This is a genomic window from Hyalangium versicolor (assembly GCF_020103695.1).
GTDB classification, from domain to species: Bacteria; Myxococcota; Myxococcia; order Myxococcales; family Myxococcaceae; genus Hyalangium; species Hyalangium versicolor.
Genome location: NZ_JAHXBF010000057.1, coordinates 1 through 17,815 on the forward strand (window position 1 = coordinate 1; position 17,815 = coordinate 17,815).

13 protein-coding genes are annotated in these 17,815 nt (G+C 64.4%); 5 read left to right on the forward strand and 8 right to left on the reverse strand.

What is annotated here, in order from left to right:
* Positions 1 to 466, reverse strand: a 466-nt coding sequence (locus KY501_RS51975) for a cytochrome P450 (RefSeq protein WP_224373050.1), incomplete at its 3' end; no start/stop codon positions are given.
* Positions 467 to 682: 216 nt separating this feature from the next.
* Here KY501_RS51975 and KY501_RS51980 point away from each other — a divergent pair.
* The 5 genes from KY501_RS51980 (at position 683) to KY501_RS52000 (ending at position 6,032) form a co-directional block, all read left to right on the forward strand.
* A complete protein-coding gene (locus KY501_RS51980; RefSeq protein WP_224373051.1) occupies positions 683 to 2,389 on the forward strand; it encodes a hypothetical protein in 1,707 nt (568 codons plus the stop codon).
* 110 nt (positions 2,390 to 2,499) lie between these two features.
* Positions 2,500 to 3,801, forward strand: coding sequence for an AHH domain-containing protein (locus KY501_RS51985; RefSeq protein ID WP_224373052.1), 1,302 nt, complete (start codon positions 2,500 to 2,502; stop codon positions 3,799 to 3,801).
* Position 3,802: 1 nt separating this feature from the next.
* On the forward strand, positions 3,803 to 4,405 hold the full coding sequence (locus KY501_RS51990) for an imm11 family protein (RefSeq protein WP_224373053.1): 603 nt from the start codon (positions 3,803 to 3,805) through the stop codon (positions 4,403 to 4,405).
* Entirely contained in the window at positions 4,389 to 5,339 is a 951-nt protein-coding gene (locus KY501_RS51995) for a hypothetical protein (protein ID WP_224373054.1), read from the forward strand. The genes KY501_RS51990 and KY501_RS51995 overlap by 17 nt, the downstream gene beginning before the upstream one ends.
* 63 nt (positions 5,340 to 5,402) lie before the next feature.
* Positions 5,403 to 6,032 (forward strand): pentapeptide repeat-containing protein, encoded by a 630-nt coding sequence (locus KY501_RS52000; protein ID WP_224373055.1) that lies wholly within the window; start codon positions 5,403 to 5,405, stop codon positions 6,030 to 6,032.
* Between the two features lie 17 nt (positions 6,033 to 6,049).
* On the opposite strand, the gene KY501_RS52005 is transcribed toward KY501_RS52000, so the two are convergent.
* The 7 genes from KY501_RS52005 to clpX form a co-directional block, all read right to left on the reverse strand.
* Positions 6,050 to 7,681 (reverse strand): sigma 54-interacting transcriptional regulator, encoded by a 1,632-nt coding sequence (locus tag KY501_RS52005; RefSeq protein WP_224373056.1) that lies wholly within the window; start codon positions 7,679 to 7,681, stop codon positions 6,050 to 6,052.
* 121 nt (positions 7,682 to 7,802) lie between these two features.
* Complete coding sequence (locus KY501_RS52010; RefSeq protein WP_224373057.1) at positions 7,803 to 8,687, reverse strand: ABC transporter permease subunit; 885 nt, start codon at positions 8,685 to 8,687, stop codon at positions 7,803 to 7,805.
* Complete coding sequence (locus KY501_RS52015) at positions 8,684 to 10,348, reverse strand: peptide ABC transporter substrate-binding protein (protein ID WP_224373068.1); 1,665 nt, start codon at positions 10,346 to 10,348, stop codon at positions 8,684 to 8,686. Before KY501_RS52015 ends, KY501_RS52010 begins: the two co-directional genes overlap by 4 nt.
* 184 nt (positions 10,349 to 10,532) lie before the next feature.
* Positions 10,533 to 11,153: a hypothetical protein gene (locus KY501_RS52020; protein WP_224373058.1), complete on the reverse strand. Its 621-nt coding sequence runs from the start codon at positions 11,151 to 11,153 to the stop codon at positions 10,533 to 10,535.
* Between the two features lie 176 nt (positions 11,154 to 11,329).
* Positions 11,330 to 13,783 (reverse strand): endopeptidase La, encoded by a 2,454-nt coding sequence (lon, locus tag KY501_RS52025; protein ID WP_224373059.1) that lies wholly within the window; start codon positions 13,781 to 13,783, stop codon positions 11,330 to 11,332.
* 197 nt (positions 13,784 to 13,980) lie between these two features.
* Positions 13,981 to 16,050, reverse strand: coding sequence for a prolyl oligopeptidase family serine peptidase (locus tag KY501_RS52030; protein WP_224373069.1), 2,070 nt, complete (start codon positions 16,048 to 16,050; stop codon positions 13,981 to 13,983).
* A gap of 310 nt (positions 16,051 to 16,360) precedes the next feature.
* Positions 16,361 to 17,635 carry an ATP-dependent Clp protease ATP-binding subunit ClpX gene (clpX, locus tag KY501_RS52035; RefSeq protein ID WP_224373060.1) on the reverse strand — a complete coding sequence of 425 codons (1,275 nt, stop codon included), beginning with the start codon at positions 17,633 to 17,635 and terminating at the stop codon, positions 16,361 to 16,363.
* Positions 17,636 to 17,815: the final 180 nt, after the last annotated feature.

Consider the following 17,815-nt stretch of genomic DNA (forward strand, 5'->3'; position numbering starts at 1 on the left):
ACCGGTCGGTGACGCCGAAGACGGCCTGGATGATCACGTCCAGCGAGAGGGATTGGGTGAGGTGGTGGGCGGAGAACGGCTGCCCGCGCGGGAGCGCGTTGAGCCGCGCCAGCGTGAGGTCGCGAATGAGGGCGCCGTACGCCTTCATCCGCGCGCTGTGGAAGGGGGGCGCCTGGAGCTTGCGCAGGGCGCGGTGGCGATCGCCGGTCTGGATGAGGATGGAGTTCTCGCCGATGAGCGGCGCCATCAGCTTGGCGTAGACGGGATCGTAGATGCCGGGGTCCGCACCGAAGATGGTGCGGAGCCCCTCCGGCTCGCCGGTCACCACAAATCCGCACTCCAGGCCGGGGAGGTAGAACGGGTCGCCGTAGCGGTCGCGGCAGTCGCGGAACAGCTTGAAGGGATCCCGCATGTACCGCAGCTGCTGCAGGATGGCGCTGGGGGGGCCCTTCGGTAGCTTCGTCATGGGGTGAGTCATGGGAGGATAATCGCATGTCGATACCGCTGGGGTGTTTGCTGGCATTGCCCGAATGCCCACCCTCGCCGGTGTTCAGCCTGGCGCCCCTACCTTTCCCTGGCCGAGCCTCCCACGTAGGAGAAGCAACCTCCTGCCCGTCGATGAGCGCTGGTGAGAGCAGGTCCCGCGTTTGACCCGCTCGAACGGCGCCGTTTAGATCCCGGCATGTGGCAAGAATATTTCCTCAATCGGATCCGCGGCGCTCTCGGCGAACACCTGGGCGAGATGCCAGAGCAGGCGTTCACCGCCATGGTGGCCAGCTGGATCTATGACGTCACCGGCAATCAAGCCGATGAGTGGTGGGAGATCCTCGACTCGCTTCCTGGTTCGATGGAGGGTCAGATCCAGCGCTTCGTCGACGAAATGAGCGGCTGCTTCATTGAGAACCTCGAGTTCCTCGAGAGGTACGACGAGCTCGGTCCGATGATCGAAGACCTGAGGCGCCGCTACACCGATGGCGGCTGGAACGCGACCAAACTCCGCTTCCAGGAGAACCCGCACTACGCCTTCTTCGTACGCCATGTGCAGCGAGAACTGGTCCTGACCGTACCCCTGCTCTGCCTGCTGGGCGGTGAAATGAGCGGAGACATGTTCGGCATCGGCGCCACGATGAGCCTCAACCCCGACGCACGGGTGCTGATCATGCGAGGGACGGATCTCGCCCTCGATCACACCGGCGACATCGAGGGGTTCCTCAAGACCTGCGACCCCACGCGGGTCTACGTATCCACCAAGGACAAGAAGGCCAAGAACCTCAAGATCACGGAGATCTTCAAGACGGCCCGTGAGATCTTCCTGCCCATGCCCTACTACCTGGGCACGCTCTACCTGAGCATCCAGGGCTACTGGAAGGACACCCAGGCGCGCTCGTGGATCCGCGAGGATTGGGGCGTCTCCGACACGGGGGGCTTCTGGAACCAGTGCCCCACGCTGGTCAGCTGGCTGGTGGACACGGGGCTGCCCTTCGAGGAGATGAAGGGCGAGAAGGTCCTCGTCCTCTGGAGCCGATTCACCGGCAAGAAGGGAGAAATCCATGTCGAGCACGACACGAGCTTCACAGGCGTGGAGCAGCTGGCACTGGAGGCACTGGGGCTCGGGTACTATGTGATCATCACCGGCGATCCTCCGGTCGTTCACCTCGAGGCCAAGGAGGGCCGGGCGCGAAAGTTCGACGTGATCTGCGAGAAGCTCAACGCGAGCTTCAAGTCACCGCGCATCTTCAACCTCACCAACTTCTGGAAGAAGGGGTCCTGGGAAGGAACGTTCGGGAAGGGCCGGATCCATCAGTTCCGCCTCTATGAGTTGCTGCACCGCGCTTGCGACACGCGTCACCTGGGGATGCGCAGCGGGAACCTCGAGGCCATGGCGCTGATGGGCTTCTGCGTGCGCTACATGGAGGAGGTCAACAGCCAGGGTGGTGAACGGATGTCGGCGTGGCACAGCATCGGGCTCGGGTACGAGCGCATCCTGCTCAAGAGGCCCCCTACGCGCACCGGCCAGTGGGTCATCCAGCAATACCAGGGCAAGACGTACCCGAAGAAGATCAACTGGATCGCCGCCCGCAACCAGGGAGTCCAAGGCACCATCGGCGACCCCTCCAAGGTCAAGGCCAAGGCCAAGCCACAGAACGAACGGAGCAAGAAGAAGGTAGAGAGCAGGTCCAACGTGAACGACGAGGTGCCCAGCGTGGACTTTCTCCCGGACATGGAGCTTGAGCCGAAAAAGAAGGAGGACGAGAAGCCCTCTCTTGACGGCCTCAAGTCAGGCTTCGCAAAGACAGACCGGGCCCAAGTGCGCGAGTTCCTGGCCTCGCAGAACAGGTGCCCGGTCTTTGAGACACTGCCTGTCAACTGGCGCTCCCAGCTCATCTAGAGCACCCAGCGGAGTGCACTTGCAGCACATGGAGCCCCCGTGAAGTAGTCAGAGCTCAAAACAAAGACGGCGCGCCTCCCAATTTCCGAGAGGCGTCATCGGGGGAGTCCATGAGGTTCATTGCACTGGTGTCTGTACTGCTTCTGGCAGCAGGGTGCGCGACACCCCGTGTCGTCCATATCGATACGGGGAACGGCCAGGAAGTCGTCCACGAGTCGGTCGATGTCGCACCAGTCAAGGTGAGCGACGAGGAGTTCAAGTCAGCCCTCACGCAGCTCATCCTCGACTTGCGGATGGATGTGGCGTTCCGGGAAACGGAAGAGGCGGACAAGCTCGGGTGGGTACGGTCCAGGAGGTTGCTCGCATCCTCGAAGGGGCTCGCGGATCCTGGCTCGGGCAGTTCACCAGAGTCGCTACACGCACGCATTTGCCCCGACGCGGACGAGTGTTTGTCCCTGGTGGGTGGGACGGGGCTGACGTTCTCGCGCAAGGACCGGACATTGATGGCGCTCTCGTTCGCACTCGATACCGTGTGGGAGAGCGTCGAGGCCGAGGTCGGCAAAATGCTGAACCCAGCGGCGCTCAAAGCCATGGTGACCTCGGCCGCTCTGGCCTTGTTCCTCACCATCACCCTGCCCGAGCCGATCACCAAGGCCCTCGCGGTCGCGCTGACGGCGGCGATGGTGGCCTACCTCGGAGTGGTGCCGGTCTGGGAGATAGGGCGAGGTTTCGTCCAGTTGTGGGATGATGCGGGGACGGCGATGAGTGTCATCGAGCTACAAGACATCGGGCACAAGTTCGGGAGGGTATTGGGGACAAACGGCACGCGCGTCCTGGTGCTCCTGGTCACTGCGGCGCTTGGAGGAAGAGGGGCGATGGCAGCTCAGGGCCCCAAGCTTCCTGGATTTCCCCAGGCGGCTCTTCGCGCGGAGGCCGAGGCTGGATTCCAGCTTGGGGCGGCCCTGAATGGTGGCGTGACCTCCATCGCGCTGCCCGCGGCTGGAGTGCTCAATGTCGCGCTGGCCCCTGGAGCTACTACTGCCTTGGCGATGTACCAGGAGGGGAAAGTTCCAGGCGACGAAGAGGGGCCGATTCATCACATCTGCACGAACAAGAACTCGATTTCCGCTGCGACGGGTGGTCCGTGGACGCCAATCTGCGAGGACATCTTCAGGAAGGCGGGGATGAGTCTGGAGGATGTGGCAAACCAAGTACGGCTCAAGGGGCACGAGGGGCCACACACAGCGGCATACCACAAAGCAGTAGTGGGGCGCCTGCAAGATGCCGTGAGCCGATGCAAGACCCCTGAGACTTGTCGGCCCGAGTTATTGAAAGAGCTTGCGAAGATTGCGAATGAGTTGCTGACGCCGGGCTCAAGATTGCGGCGACTCATCGTGAAGGCGGGAGATTGAGGTGGAACGTCATTTCTACTGGGTGGATATTGCCGATGTGCCTCAGTGGTACATCACGACTCCCGTTCCAGCATCTGGAGGGGAGTTCGAGGAACCTTGGATGTTCACGGATGGGCGTGTTCTGCCCAACCCTGGACCCATCAAGGCTCAGGTTCGGAATCAGGGCGTGAGGCGCACTTTCATGTTCGCTGGAGTAGAGCGAGTGCCAATCGTCAGCGAAGCAGTTGGGAATGTCTTCAGGGTGCTTGCCCCTGACGACGTACAGTTATTCCCGGTGACGGTGGGGAGAGAACTTGAGAATTTCTTCATCGTCAACGCAACAAGACTTGTCGACTGCATTGATGAGGCGCGATGCGAGGAGATACAGCCGTACGAGCAGGATGACCCGCATCCTGAGCACAGAGGTGCATACCGTTGGGTCTACGGCTTGCGGATTGCCCCTGCAAAGAATGAAGGCGCACATGTCTTGAGGCCGAGGAAGTTCAAGACGGCGTTCATTGTCTCGGAGGAGGTCAAGAACGCACTCGAACAGGTCGGGAACTTGGGAGTGTCGTTCGAGCGTGTGACGGGCCCCAGCGGAGCACAAGATGACCACCGAGGGTGAATGGAAAGAATTCAAGGTCGGTGTGCCTTACGAGCCACCCAAGTTCAACCCCACCTGCATACCCCTTGGCCGCACCTATCATGTCGCGCATGTTTCGGTTGCTCACCAAATTCTTGCCCAAGGGAAGCTTCGCGCTGGTCTCATCCACGACAAGAGCAAGCTGAATACCCACCGCATCCTCGTGAACTGGTTCTCACCCAACAGCTGGGTCAACGGATCCCGATACGGGAACATTCAGTTCGCATTTGAGTGGTCGGAACTTGTCAAGGGGCTCAACTACTACTGGGTCGAGGCCATGACCTACAACGTCAAGGCGCCCAGACTCCTTGCAACGAGCAAAAACCACGATGACCTGCTCCAACGCTACGATCCAACGAAGGGAGACGGTCCCTGGTGGCATGACCCCAAGGAGGACAAGCATTATTGGAACTCGGAGATTACGCTAGAGTTAATGGTAGAGAGCGATGTTGTGCTATCTCGCTGTGTCGAGATCGAGTTCATTAAACATCATCCCAACTTCTGCTGTCTCGATTACCGTCGATGCTTGGAGCGCGATATGGCTGATTATCGCGCGGCCTTTCGGTTTTTGGCCGGCCACATCGCCGGCTTCGGTTTCGCCTCGTCCACAACGCCGGGGTGGTCGGGTCCGCCAATCAAGCCAAGACAGCTGAGTGATGCGTGGGAGTTCATGGAGAAAGTCTTGTCTCGTCGTGTGACGGCTCTCTCTCACGGAACCATTACAGCGCAAGATTCGGTTGCTCCAGTCTTGGCAAGGACTTTGTTTCGCACGTTTGCAGCGTCAGACCGGTCTGAAATCGACGTTGAGTCGTTAAAGCTCGTCGCCGCACTCTTTGCTGATCAAGGCGCCGTCCTTGATGCTTGTCAGGCCGAGTTCACGCGTGTCTTTGGGAAACTGGACCAGAGTCTGCCTTGAACGGGTAGCCAGCGCATGGCGAAGGAGCTGTTCCGGATGATCGGCTTCTGAGGGGCAGAGGGCATGCACTCCGACTATCCCGAGAACCTCATCATCGAGGAACGGACCCTGGAGGGTGAGAGGCTGGAGCTTGGCGCCAAGAACATCCGCTACTATCTCGGACCCAACCTGGTACTGAGGCGCTGTACGATCGTTCTACGGGTATCGTCCGAGCTCCTCCACCTGAACGGCCCACGGTTCATTGACTGCCACATCGAGGTCAAGAGACAACTCAAGAATGCCGTCTGGTACACCGCCCATCTAAAAGGCTGCCGTTTCACAGGGCGCCTCTTCTCTTGTGATTTCGGGCATGAGCCAGATTACGGGCTGATCCATCAGGATATGGGTGGAATCGAGGACTGCGATTTCACCGCTGCGCACCTCCACGCGTGCCGGTTCGTCGGGTGCGACGCTCGCACCTTGAAATTTCCTCGCTGGCCCTACTTCACCCTTCTGGACCCCTACCGAAGGAGCCGTGAGTTCGCCTCTATGACCTGGCCGCGAGAGATTCGTCCCTGGTTCACTGGCTTTGACAGATATCCCAAGGCAACCGCTGCCATGACCTACTCGGCCACAGCCCTGGCGAAAGAGGCGGGCGTCAGCGAAGACAGGATCAGGGCATTGCTCGAAGGCCACGCCGACGTCATCTATTAAAGGCGACTTGGGACGGCTCACTCTCCATCTTCCGGGTCGAGCCCCCACTCCTTCAGCCGCCTGTAGAGGCTGGCGCGGCTCAGTCCCAGCGCCCGGGCCGTACGCTCCCTGTTGTGCAGGAAGCGTCGCAACGTGTTCTCGATCACCTGCCGCTCCAGCCGCTCCATCATCTGCCCCAGCGTCGCGCCCATCGGCAGCTCGAGGTTCGCCAGTCCCTCCGGCTCGCGCAGCACTCCCGCTTCGAACGACACATCATCCACGTCGATCTTCGGTCCCTTGCGCAGCAGCAGGGCGCGGTTCACCACGTTGCGCAGCTCCCGGACATTGCCAGGCCACGTGTGCTGCTGGAGCTTGTCCAGCGCGGCCGCGGTGAACTTCACCGTCTGCCCTCGAGGCGAGTAGGCCCGCACGAAGTGCTCAGCCAGCGTCCTCACGTCTCCGGGCCGACGGCGCAGCGGCGGAAGCACCAGCGGAATGCCGCACAGCCGGAAGTACAGATCCTCACGAAACTTCCCGTCGCGGACCTGGGCCAGCAATTCACGGTTGGTCGCAGCCACCACTCGCACGTCCACCTGAAGCGGGCGCGTGGCTCCCACAAGTTTGACCTCTCCGTTCTCCAACACGCGCAGCAGCTTGGCCTGCAGCTCCAGCGGCAGCTCTCCAACCTCGTCCAGGAAGAGCGTGCCGCCGTGGGCAGCCTCGAAAGCGCCCTTTCGCCTCACCTCGGCGCCGGTGAAAGCACCCTTCTCGTGGCCGAACAACTCACTCTCGATCAGCTGTGGAGAGATCGCCGCGCAGTTGATGGGGATGAAGGGCTGAGCGGCACGCGGGGAGCAGTCGTGAATGGCCCGGGCCACCAATTCCTTGCCGGTACCGGACTCGCCCAGAATGGCCACCGTGACGGCCGAGGGCGCCACCCGCTGGATCAGCTCCTGGAGCTGCCTCATCGCGGCGTCACCGCCGATGATGCCGTAAAAGGACGTCTGCGGCTGCCCCCGAGGCACCGGCTCGAAGAACAGCTCCGTCTCTCCCACTCGCAGCGCGGTGCCCAGCGCGATCTCCGCCTCGAAGATGCGTGTGCTCCCCAGGAACGAGCCATTGGTGGAGTTCAGATCCACCACGTGAAAGCCGCCGTCACTCCGAGTCACCTTCAGGTGTCGGTTGGAGATGAAGCGATCCTGGATCACCAGAGCGTTGGCGGGATCCTTGCCCAGGGTGAAGGTGTCCTCGCGGATCTCATGAACGAACTCGGTGGTGCCCTGCTTCACTCGCACCTGGACAGGTGGCAAGTCCTGCTCGGGAGTCTCGCGGGATTGAACATCGGTGCCCCGCCCCACACCGGTGGGCCCATCCGACGCCCCTGCGCTGCTCAGCCGGAAGACAGCGCGCCACGAGCCGAGGCTCAAGTCCACCCCATCCGCCAGCTCTCCCTGCGTCATGGGCTTGCCGGCCACGAGCGTGCCGTGGCCAGAGAGATCCTCCATCAGGCAGAGCGCGCCGTCGTACTGGAGCGCCACATGCTGGCGGCTCACGGTGGGATCCGGGATGACGACATCACAGCTCTCCCCGCGGCCGAGCACCAGACGCGTGCTTCCCACTCCTACCCGGAGCACCTCCTCGCCTCTGCGAAAGAACACCAACTCCGGCATGAGTGCGTCTCCTGGGATTGCGGCAACCCGACACGCGCCGCTCTGAGCAGAGCGCTGGTACCGACCAGTCGGGACCGGACGGGTTCCCGTCCCCCGCCTGACCCTATGCCGAGAACACGCCTCAGGTCCTGGATTCTCGGGAGCGGGGATCGACGATGAGCCGCACCACCTCGATGACGAGCGCCACCACGACGAGCACCGAGGCAAACACCGTCGTGGCCACCACGACGACCGCCACCTGCTTCTGGAGCACAGCAAGCACGTACAGCTGGCCGAAGTACGGCAGGCCAAAGACGCGCTCCGCGGCGAAGGAGCCCGCGAGCAGCGCGGTGGCCACGGGGCCGATGGCATCCAGCAGCGCCGGCAGCACGTTGGGCAGGATGTGGCGGCGGAGCACCACCCCAGGCGCGAGCCCCTTGCTGGCAGCAGTGCGCACATAGTCGCGAGTCAGCTCGGTCTCCAGCGCGTCTCCGAGCAGCGTGCCGAGGAAGATGCCGGGCCACACGGAGATGACGAGCGCGGCGGTGAGCTCGGGGAGCATGTTCCCGCGCTCGACCACGGCGGGAGCCAGCAGGAGCGCGGGGATGAAGACGGGCGTCCCGAAGGCCACAGCGGGCACCGCATCCCCGAGCACCGAGAGCCGCCCACGCTTCCAGCGGTTCTTGAGCAAAGCGAAGCCCATCGCCCAGAGGAGCGCAAGCACGAGCGCCACCAGCCCCACGCCGACGCTGCCGGAGAGCTTGAGGAGCAGCTCATCGCCCGTAACACCCTGGGCGCTCGTGCCCAACCGCTCGCCGCGGAAGAGCTTCTCCCAGGGGCGCAGGAAGCCCAGGGGCTCGCCGATGCCGAGATCCCGCTGGTACGAAGCCGCCAGCTCCGGAGACACCTGACGCTTGGCATCCGACTCGGTCGTGAGCGGCAGGCTGGCCATGAGGAAGTACGAGGCCAGCGCCACGATGGGAACAAGCACGAGCTGCCGGCCGAGCCGGACGAAGAGCTGCCTCATGGCGAGGCACTCCCCTGCCCCGGTTCGAGCGCAAGCCGAAGGGACTTCAAAGCAAGGAAGTTGAACGGATCCACATCCAGGCCACGCAGCTTCGCCCGGGCGCGGTAGTAGCGATCCGGGTGGTACAGCGGAGCAATCACAGCCTGCTCCTCCAGAAGCACCTGCTGGGCCTGGACGTACAGCGTTCGAGCCCGCTCGGTATCAGCCTCCGCGTCGGCCTCCTCCAACAACCGCTCGAAGCGCGCCATGGGCTCGCCACCGGCCTGGGTTTCCCAGCCTGACTGATGGTTCCCCTCGCGCTCGAAGAGGGTGAAGAAGGTGTTCGGGTGCGCGTAATCGGCGCCCAGCCGGCGCATGTACAAGTCGTACGCACGAGGCCCCTCCGGAGTGCGCCGGGCCACCTCCGCCGAGAAGTCCGAGCGCGCATCGAGCGTCACCGTGATGCCCACCGTGGCCAGCTGCGCGACGATGCGCTCGGCGATGGCCACCTCCGGAACGAAAGAGTCCCCAGCCTTGAAAACGAGGCGCAGCGGGCGATCCAGTCCCGGCACGCCACGCAGCTCTTCACGAGCCCGGTCCCGATCGAAGTGAGGCAGGAGCGCAGCCTCCTCGGGGGTAGCGGCTCCAGGCAGCTCCGGCGGCAGCAACACATTCGAAGGCCGCACCGCGGGCAGCAGTCCCGCCAGCAGCGCATCCCGGTCCAGCGCACGGGAGATGGCTCGCCGCACCTCGGGCCGGTTCAACGGCGGGCGCTCGGTGTTGAAGACCAGGAAGTAGGTGGAGAGCAGCGGCTCGTAGTGGAGGTCCGCCGGGCGCTTCCCACGCAGTGCCAACGCGCTGTCGATGAAGACGAAGTCCACCCGCCCCCGCTCGTAAAGTGCCGAACCGATCTCCGACTTCATCAATGTCACCACGGGAGCCGGACGCTCACCGGGCCCCAGCGGCGGTTGGAACGCGGAGGCCGGGTTGTGCACCAGCCGCACCCGCTCACCGGCCCGATCCCATTGCTCCACGCGGTACGGCCCAAGCGACAGCGGCCGGCCCTCCCGAGGCCGATCGAAGTAGTCGCGGATCTCCTCGTCGGACTTCCCCACGAGGTCCGCGGAGGGCGCGGGGAAGAACAGGTAGACGTTGGCCAGGCGAGACAGGAAGTAGTTGCGAGGCCGCTCCAGCGTCACGCGCAGGGTCTGCGCATCCAACGCCTCTACCCCCGTGTGCTCGAGCGCCGCGAGCACCTTCTCCCCGGACGCCCCCTTCTCCTGCAGCTCCAGCGCCTCGCGAACCCCGGCAATCTCCGCCATCTCCCCGCGCTCGCGGCCGAGCATGGCCCGGCGCCAGCCGAAGACGAAGTCCTGGGCGGTCAGCGGCGTGACGCCATCGGACCAGCGCACATCCGAGCGCAGATGAAAGGTGTAGACCTCATGCCCCTGGGCATCGCGCACGCGCTCCCAGCGCTCGGCGAGCCCTGGCTGCACGGAGTTGTCCGTCCCCAGGGTGGTGAGCCCCTTCTGGGTGGCGAGCATGACCGGGTAGTTCGCCCAGCTGGCCGGGTCCGAGAAGCTCCAGTCCAGGGTGGTGGGCATCGCGGGGACGACGATCTTGATGCCGGGATCCGGCTGGAAGCCGCAAGGCCCACAGGCCGCGGCGAGCCACAGCCCCATGAGCGCCAGCACGAGTCGAGGACGAGAAGCCACCGGCGCGAGTTCTAGCGCGAAGGGCGGCAAAAGGAACGGCGGCAACACACCTGACGCCCCACCGCCCCGCTCGCCTGGACAGGATTCCAGGGAGCGCGGCGAGCAGGAGCCGCAAGGAGGGGCATGCCCACGCCCCTCCCCGCTCAGAGACTCACTCGACCTTCTTCAGGGGGCCCTGGTAGCTGGCCGTGCTGGTCCGCTTGTCGGCGGAGCACGGGCCGCTGCCGTCGGCCGGGCGAGCGCCGAAGAGCAGCTCGTCGTTCTCGAGCTTCACCAGCTCGTACTCCACGCCGCAGTTCTGGAGATCCACGCCCAGCAGGACACAGCCCTTGGTCACGGTGATGTCCTGGGCGACGTTCACGGACCACGGCTGCGCGCCGCACGAGTTCGGCGGAGCGCTGTTGAGGAACCCGTTGGTGCCCTCATCCTTCGTGGTCAGCCGCATCTTCCCGAGGGTGAACGCGGCGTCGTAATTGCCCGCCACCTTCGAGGACTCCTCGCCGATGGTGTACGGGCCCTCGGCCACGGCCACGACGGACGGAGTGGCGCACTTGTCGTCGGCGAAGAAGGTCAGCGTGCCCGTCCAGGTCTCATCCTGGATGTCGTATTCACGCTTGACGTAGAGGCTCGAGCCGTTGGCGCCCGGACGGACCTCGCAAGTGGTGCTGGCCCAGCGCCCCTTGATGTCTTCCTTGAAGCCGCCGCCACAGCTCACGAGCAGGGGTAGCGCAGCCAGAGACAACGAGGCAACCTTCAGGATCTGGATCTTCACGGGGACTCCTCCACTCGCAGGGCCTGGGGTTGAGGGGCGGCCCTGCGGCGGGCGGAGAATCCCGGAATTTAAGAAAACTGTCAAAATTCAACAAACCACAGGATTCCCAGGAGCAGAACCTCCTACCCCTGGGAGGGGACGCAGTGAGGGAGCAAGCCCTCACCGCGCCCTGAGCGCTAGGCCGGAGCGCCAGCCGGAGCCGGCTGCGCCTCCGGAACGCTCGGCCCCTTCAGCCCATCGCCGGCGGGCTTGCGACCGAACTCCTCGGGCTTCTCGAGCACCAGCGCCACGCGGAGAACATCGTCCACGAACTCCACGGGGATGATGCGCAGCTGGTCTCGGATCTTCTTGGGGATGTCCTTGAGATCCTTCTTGTTGGCCTTGGGGATGAGGACCGTCTTGATGCCGGCGCGGTGCGCCGCCAGGGTCTTCTCCTTCAGGCCGCCGATGGGAAGCACTCGCCCGCGCAGGGTGATCTCACCCGTCATCGCCACATCCCTGCGCACCGGGACCTTGGTGAGGGCAGACACGAGCGCGGTGCACATGGTGACACCAGCGGACGGACCGTCCTTGGGGATGGCGCCCTCGGGCAGGTGGACATGGATGTCGTAGTTCTCGAACACCTTCCGGTCGATGCCGAACCGGTCGGCGCGCGAGCGCACGTAGGACATGGCCGCCTGGGCGGACTCCTGCATCACCTCGCCCAGCTTGCCGGTGATGATGAGCTTGCCCTTGCCCGGCATGACGGTGGCCTCGGTGGTGAGGATCTCTCCTCCCATCTCGGTCCACGCCAGACCGGTGACGATGCCCACCTGGTCCTCGCTCTCGGCCACGCCGTAGCGGTAGCGCGGGGTGCCCAGGAACTTCATGGTCAGCTTGCGGTCCACGTGCATGTCGCGCTTGCCGTTCTTCAGCACGTCACGCGCGATCTTCCGGAACACGCCGCCGATCTCACGCTCCAGCGAGCGCACGCCAGACTCGCGCGTGTACCGGTGGATGATGGTGCGCAGCGAGTCGTTGGTGAAGTCCACCTTGAGCTCGGTCAGCCCATTGGCCTCCTGCTCCTTGGGGATCAGGTAGCGCCGGGCGATGCTGAGCTTCTCCGGCTCGGTGTAGCCCGCGATGCGAATCACCTCCATGCGGTCCTGCAGAGGACCGGGGATGTTGTGCATCGTGTTCGCGGTGCAGATGAACATCACCTTGGACAAGTCGTAGTCGAGGTCCAGGTAGTGATCGTTGAAGTTGTGGTTCTGCTCGGGGTCCAGCACCTCCAGGAGCGCCGCGCTCGGGTCGCCACGGAAGTCGGTGGACATCTTGTCGATCTCGTCCAGCAGGAACACGGGGTTGTTGCTGCCCGCCTTCTTGAGGCTCTGGATGAGCTTGCCCGGCATCGCGCCGATGTACGTGCGCCGGTGGCCGCGAATCTCGGCCTCGTCCCGCACGCCGCCCAGGGACAGACGGACGAACTTGCGGCCGGTGGCCCGGGCAATCGAGCGAGCCAGCGACGTCTTGCCCACGCCCGGAGGCCCGACGAAGCAGAGCACGGGGCCCTTGAGCTTCTTCACCAGCTGCTGCACGGCCAGGTACTCGAGGATGCGCTCCTTCGGCTTCTTCAGGCCGTAGTGGTCCTCGTTGAGCACCCGCTCGGCCTCGGTGACGTCCAGGCGATCCTGGGTCTCCTCGTACCAGGGCAGGCTGATGATCCAGTCGATGTAGTTGCGAACGACGGTGGCCTCGGCGCTCATCGGGCTCATCATCCGGAGCTTCTTCAGCTCCTTCTTGACCTTGAGCGTGGCCTCCTTGCTCATCCGCTTGTTCTTGAGCTTCTCCTCGATCTCCTGGATCTCGTTCTTGAACTCGTCCCGCTCGCCCAGCTCCTTCTGAATGGCCTGCATCTGCTCATTCAGGTAGTACTCCTTCTGGGTCTTCTCCATCTGCTTCTTGACGCGGGTGCGGATCTTCTTCTCCACCTGGAGGATCTCGATCTCGCCCTGCATCAGCTCGTAGAGCTTCTCCAGCCGCTTGGCCGGGCTCTCCGTCTCGAGCAGCGCCTGCTTGTCGTTCAGCTTCAGCGACAGGTGGGCGACGATGGTGTCCGCCAGCCGGGCCGGGTCATCGATGCTGGCCACCTGCATCAGCATCTCGGGAGGAATCCGCTTGTTGAGCTTGACGAAGGCCTCGAAGACCGAGTGCACGCTGCGCACCAGGGCCTCGAGCTCCACGCTCTTCTCGCTCTGCTCCTCGACTTCCTCCACTTCGACCATGAAGAAGGCGTCGTTGGGCTGGAACTTCTTCACCTTGGCCCTGCGCACACCCTCGACGAGCACCTTGACGGTGCCATCCGGCAGCGGGAGCAGCTGGATGACATGGCCGATGGTGCCGAAGTGGAAGATGTCGTCGGGAGTCGGGTCGTTCGTCTTGGCCTTCTTCTGGGCGGCCAGGAGGATGACGGCCTTGTCATCAGGGCCCTTGTGCGCCATTGCGTCCTTGAGGGCCGCGATGGACTTCTCCCGGCCGACGAACAGCGGCACCACCATGTGCGGGAACACGATGATGTCCCGAAGGGGCAGGAGCGGAACCGTCAGTCCCCGCTTCTTTTCATCCTTCTTGTCGTCACGTCCGAAGAACATTTGCTCGCCACCTGCCTGCTTGCCGACCGGAGTCGCAAGTCCCTAGTGAATTGCCAGCCCGTCTGCCAGGCAGACGGACGAGATACAAAGACGGTTCTATAACACGGTGAGTCTCTCTGCCGTTCCCCGGCTAAAGGTTGGGGAGCAGCCACCTGCCATCAAGGGAACACCCGTCCGTGGCCGAGCGTCCGCTTGCTTCACTGGGCCTCAGCCGTCGCTCCACCGGCCGTTCCCGTCATTTCAAAGGTCTGGAAGAGGAAGGCGAAGAGGTCCGCACTGGACTCGATCGCCTTGGCCACTTGATCCGCTCCGGTGTGGCCCGCGTTGGACTCGATGCGCAACAGGATGGGAGCGGCCTGTCCTGGGAGGTTCTGGACTGCGGCCACGAACTTGCGCGCGTGCATGGGGTCCACCCGGTCATCGTGGTCCGCGGACATCATCAGCAGCGGTGGGTATCGCACCCCGGCCTTCAGGGCATGGTAGGGCGAGTAGGCGTAGAGGACCTGGAAGTCCTTGGCATCCTCGGGAGACCCGTACTCGGGCACCCAGGTGCGGCCGCTGCCGAACAGGGGGTAGCGCACCATGTCCAGCAGGGGCACGCCGCACACCACGGCGCCGTAGAGCTCCGGCCGCTGCGTCATCGCCGCGCCCACGAGCAAGCCCCCGTTGCTGCCTCCGTTGATGGCCAGCCTGCCTGGCCGCGTGTACTTCTCGCGCACCAGGTACTCGGCGGCGGCGTGGAAGTCGTCGAAGACGTTCTGCTTGTGGTGCAGGCGGCCAGCCTCGTGCCAGGCCTTGCCGTACTCGCCACCGCCGCGCAGGTTGGCCACGGCGAACACCCCGCCCGCGTCCAGCCACGGGAGGATGCTGGCGCGGAACCCGGGCTGCATGCTCACGTTGAAGCCGCCGTACCCGTACAACAGGGTAGGCCGCTCACCGTCCCGCTGCAGCTCCTTGCGGTGCACCAGGAACAGGGGGATCTTCGTGCCGTCCTTCGACGGATAGAAGACCTGATCCACCGTGTAGCGCTCGGTGTCGACGGGGAGCTCCACCTTGGCCCACAGCTCCACCTTCCCGGTGGAGACGGACGTCTTGTAGACCTGCTTGGGGACGGTGAAGGAGCTGAAGAGGAAGAAGGCCTCGTCCTGATCCTCCAGCCCCACCAGGTTGCTGGCCGCGCCCACGCCGGGCAGCGTCACGGTGCGCACCGGCTTGCCCTCGAGCGTCGTCAGCCGCAGCTCGCTGGCGGCATCCCGCAGGTACTCCATGGCCAGGTGCCCGCCGACGATCTGCATGCTCTCCAGCGAGGCGACGGGATCCTCGGGGACGATCTCCTGCCACGCGGCCCGCTCGGGCTTCGCCGGGGAGACGCGGAAGATGTGCTGCCGGGGAGCCCCCTCATCGGTGGAGATGTAGAACTGGTCCTTCCAGGTCTGCAGCGCGTACCTCGCGCCCTCGCCCTTCACCAGCAGGCGGAAGTCCTTCTCTCCCACCCGCTTCCAATAGATGTCGTTCTCGCTCCAGCCGCGGATGACGTAGACGAACAGGTACTTGCCGTCGCGGCTGAGGTCTCCGGCGAGGAACGTAGTCGGGTCCCCGATGCGCGGGTGCACCACCGCGTCCTTCTTCGGATCCGAGCCCAGCACGTGGTGGCGCAGCTCCGTGTAGCCGGGCCGCTGGTCCACGGCGATGGAGGCGTCCACCGGGAGCCACTCGTAATAGAAGGCCTTGCCGTCCGGGGTCCACTTGGGGCTGGCGTACTTGGCACCGGGGATGACGTCCGTCTTGGACCACTCGCCCGTGTCCACGTCGAGCACGTGGAGCACGGCCTCGTCGGCGGCATTGGGGCGCTGGGCGAAGACCACCTTGCGCCCGTCCCACGAGGGGTTCCACACCCCGAGCGACACGGTGCCATCCTGGCTCCAGCCGTTCGGATCGAGCAGGACCTTCTCCGGCCCGTGCTCACCCTCGCGCCAGTAGATGATGGCCTTCTCCTGGTCCTTGTGGGTGCGGGCGTAGAAGTAGCGGGTGCCGCGGCGGATGGGGGCGGAGATGGAGTCCACGTAGAACAGCTCGTGGAAGCGGCGTGCGAGCGCGTCACGGCTCGGCACCCGCGCCAGCCACTGCCGGGTGAGCGCGTCCTCGGCCTTCATCCAGGCCTGGACCTCGGGGGCCTTCTCGTCCTCGAGCCAGCGGTACGGATCGGCCACCGAGACCCCGTGCAGGGTGTCCACGATGGGCTCCGAGCGTGTCGCCGGATAGTTCATATGTTGCGTTCCTTGCGGAAGAGAGACCGCCACGGCCTGCGCGGTGGCGGGAGCTGCGGCCGCAGGGGGCTCTTCGTGCAGCGCCTGTCGCGAGCCGGAGCAAGCGGCGAGCACCACCGATGCGGAGAGCAGCAGTCTCTTCATGGAGGATTCCAGATACAGGAAGGACCGCGTGCGGCCCACAAAAAGTGCGGGCCGGGACAACAGCCTGCACGCCTGCCTCCCATCATCAGTCCCTTGAAACACACAGGGCGCGTCGGATCCGCTCTCGCGGTTCCTGACGCGCCCCGTCATACCCCTGGGTGAGGGTCTACGCGGACTCCTTCTTGGGCTCTTCCTTGTCGGCGGCGTAGAGCACCACGGGCTCGCTCTTCTTGAAGATGACCTCTTCGGAGATGAGCACCTCGCGGGCCGTCTTGCGGGACGGCAGCTCGTACATCACGTCGAGCATGGCGGACTCGAGGATGGAGCGCAGGCCGCGGGCGCCGGCCTTGCGGCGGATGGCCTCGGAGGCAATCGCCTTGAGCGCCCCCTCGGTGAACTTGAGCGTCACCCCGTCCAGGTCGAAGAGCTTGCGGTACTGCTTGGTGAGCGCGTTCTTCGGCTGGCTGAGGATGTTCACCAGCGCGGGCTCGTCCAGTTCCTCCAGCGCGGTGATGATGGGCAGGCGGCCGATGAACTCCGGAATCATTCCGAACTTCAGCAGGTCCTCCGGCTCCACGTGCTTGAGCAGCTCGGTGAGGTTGCGCTGCTTCTTGGACTGGATGTCCGCGCCGAAGCCCAGGCTGCGGCCGCCCAGGCGGCGCTCGATGATCTGCTCCAGCCCGCCGAACGCACCGCCGCAGATGAAGAGGATGTTCGTCGTGTCGACCTGCAGGAACTCCTGCTGGGGGTGCTTGCGGCCACCCTTCGGGGGCACGTTGGCGATGGTCCCCTCGATGATCTTCAGCAGGGCCTGCTGCACGCCCTCGCCGGACACGTCGCGGGTGATGGAGGGGTTCTCCGACTTGCGAGCGATCTTGTCGATCTCGTCGATGTAGACGATGCCGCGCTGGGCGCGTTCAATATCGTGGTCGGCGGCCTGGAGCAGGTTGACGATGATGTTCTCCACGTCCTCACCCACGTAGCCGGCCTCGGTGAGGCAGGTGGCGTCCGCGATGGTGAAGGGGACGTTGAGGATGCGCGCCAGCGTCTGCGCCAGCAGCGTCTTGCCGCTACCGGTGGGGCCCAGCAGGAGGATGTTGCTCTTCTGCAGCTCCACATCGTCCATCTGGACCTTGGACTCGATGCGCTTGTAGTGGTTGTGCACCGCCACCGAGAGCACCTTCTTGGCCCGGTCCTGGCCCACGACGTACTCGTCGAGGATGGCCTTGATCTCGTTGGGCCGAGGGATGCGCAGCTTGGTGTCCTTGGTCTCCTCGCGGTCGATCTCCTCCGCGATGATGTCGTTGCACAGGCCGATGCACTCGTCGCAGATGTACACCGTCGGCCCGGCGATGAGCTTCTTCACCTCCTTCTGCGACTTGCCGCAGAAGGAGCAGCAGAGGGTCTGATTGTCTTTTCGTTCCACGTTCTTACCCGCCATGATGCCCTCGCTGCGCCTCTCTGGAAGAAAGCTTCCAAAAACCGTCCGTACCCCTGGCCCCGGCTCAATCTAGTCAGCCCCACGCCGGAACGTCCATGCACCTGGGCAGAAGTTAACAGCGTTTCGTAGGGGCCGCAGGAAGCACAAAGCCGGAGCGCGGGGGGCACATTCCCGCGGCTC

Excerpts from the sequence above, each read along its gene's own strand:
- KY501_RS51995 (WP_224373054.1), top strand. The coding sequence starts at position 4,389 with ATGACCACCGAGGGTGAATGGAAAGAATTCAAGGTCGGTGTGCCTTAC.
- clpX (WP_224373060.1), bottom strand. The coding sequence starts at position 17,635 with ATGGCGGGTAAGAACGTGGAACGAAAAGACAATCAGACCCTCTGCTGC.
- KY501_RS51980 (WP_224373051.1), top strand. The coding sequence starts at position 683 with ATGTGGCAAGAATATTTCCTCAATCGGATCCGCGGCGCTCTCGGCGAA.
- lon (WP_224373059.1), bottom strand. The coding sequence starts at position 13,783 with ATGTTCTTCGGACGTGACGACAAGAAGGATGAAAAGAAGCGGGGACTG.
- KY501_RS51985 (WP_224373052.1), top strand. The coding sequence starts at position 2,500 with ATGAGGTTCATTGCACTGGTGTCTGTACTGCTTCTGGCAGCAGGGTGC.
- KY501_RS52005 (WP_224373056.1), bottom strand. The coding sequence starts at position 7,681 with ATGCCGGAGTTGGTGTTCTTTCGCAGAGGCGAGGAGGTGCTCCGGGTA.
- KY501_RS52015 (WP_224373068.1), bottom strand. The coding sequence starts at position 10,348 with ATGGGGCTGTGGCTCGCCGCGGCCTGTGGGCCTTGCGGCTTCCAGCCG.
- KY501_RS52000 (WP_224373055.1), top strand. The coding sequence starts at position 5,403 with ATGCACTCCGACTATCCCGAGAACCTCATCATCGAGGAACGGACCCTG.
- KY501_RS52010 (WP_224373057.1), bottom strand. The coding sequence starts at position 8,687 with ATGAGGCAGCTCTTCGTCCGGCTCGGCCGGCAGCTCGTGCTTGTTCCC.
- KY501_RS52030 (WP_224373069.1), bottom strand. The coding sequence starts at position 16,050 with ATGAACTATCCGGCGACACGCTCGGAGCCCATCGTGGACACCCTGCAC.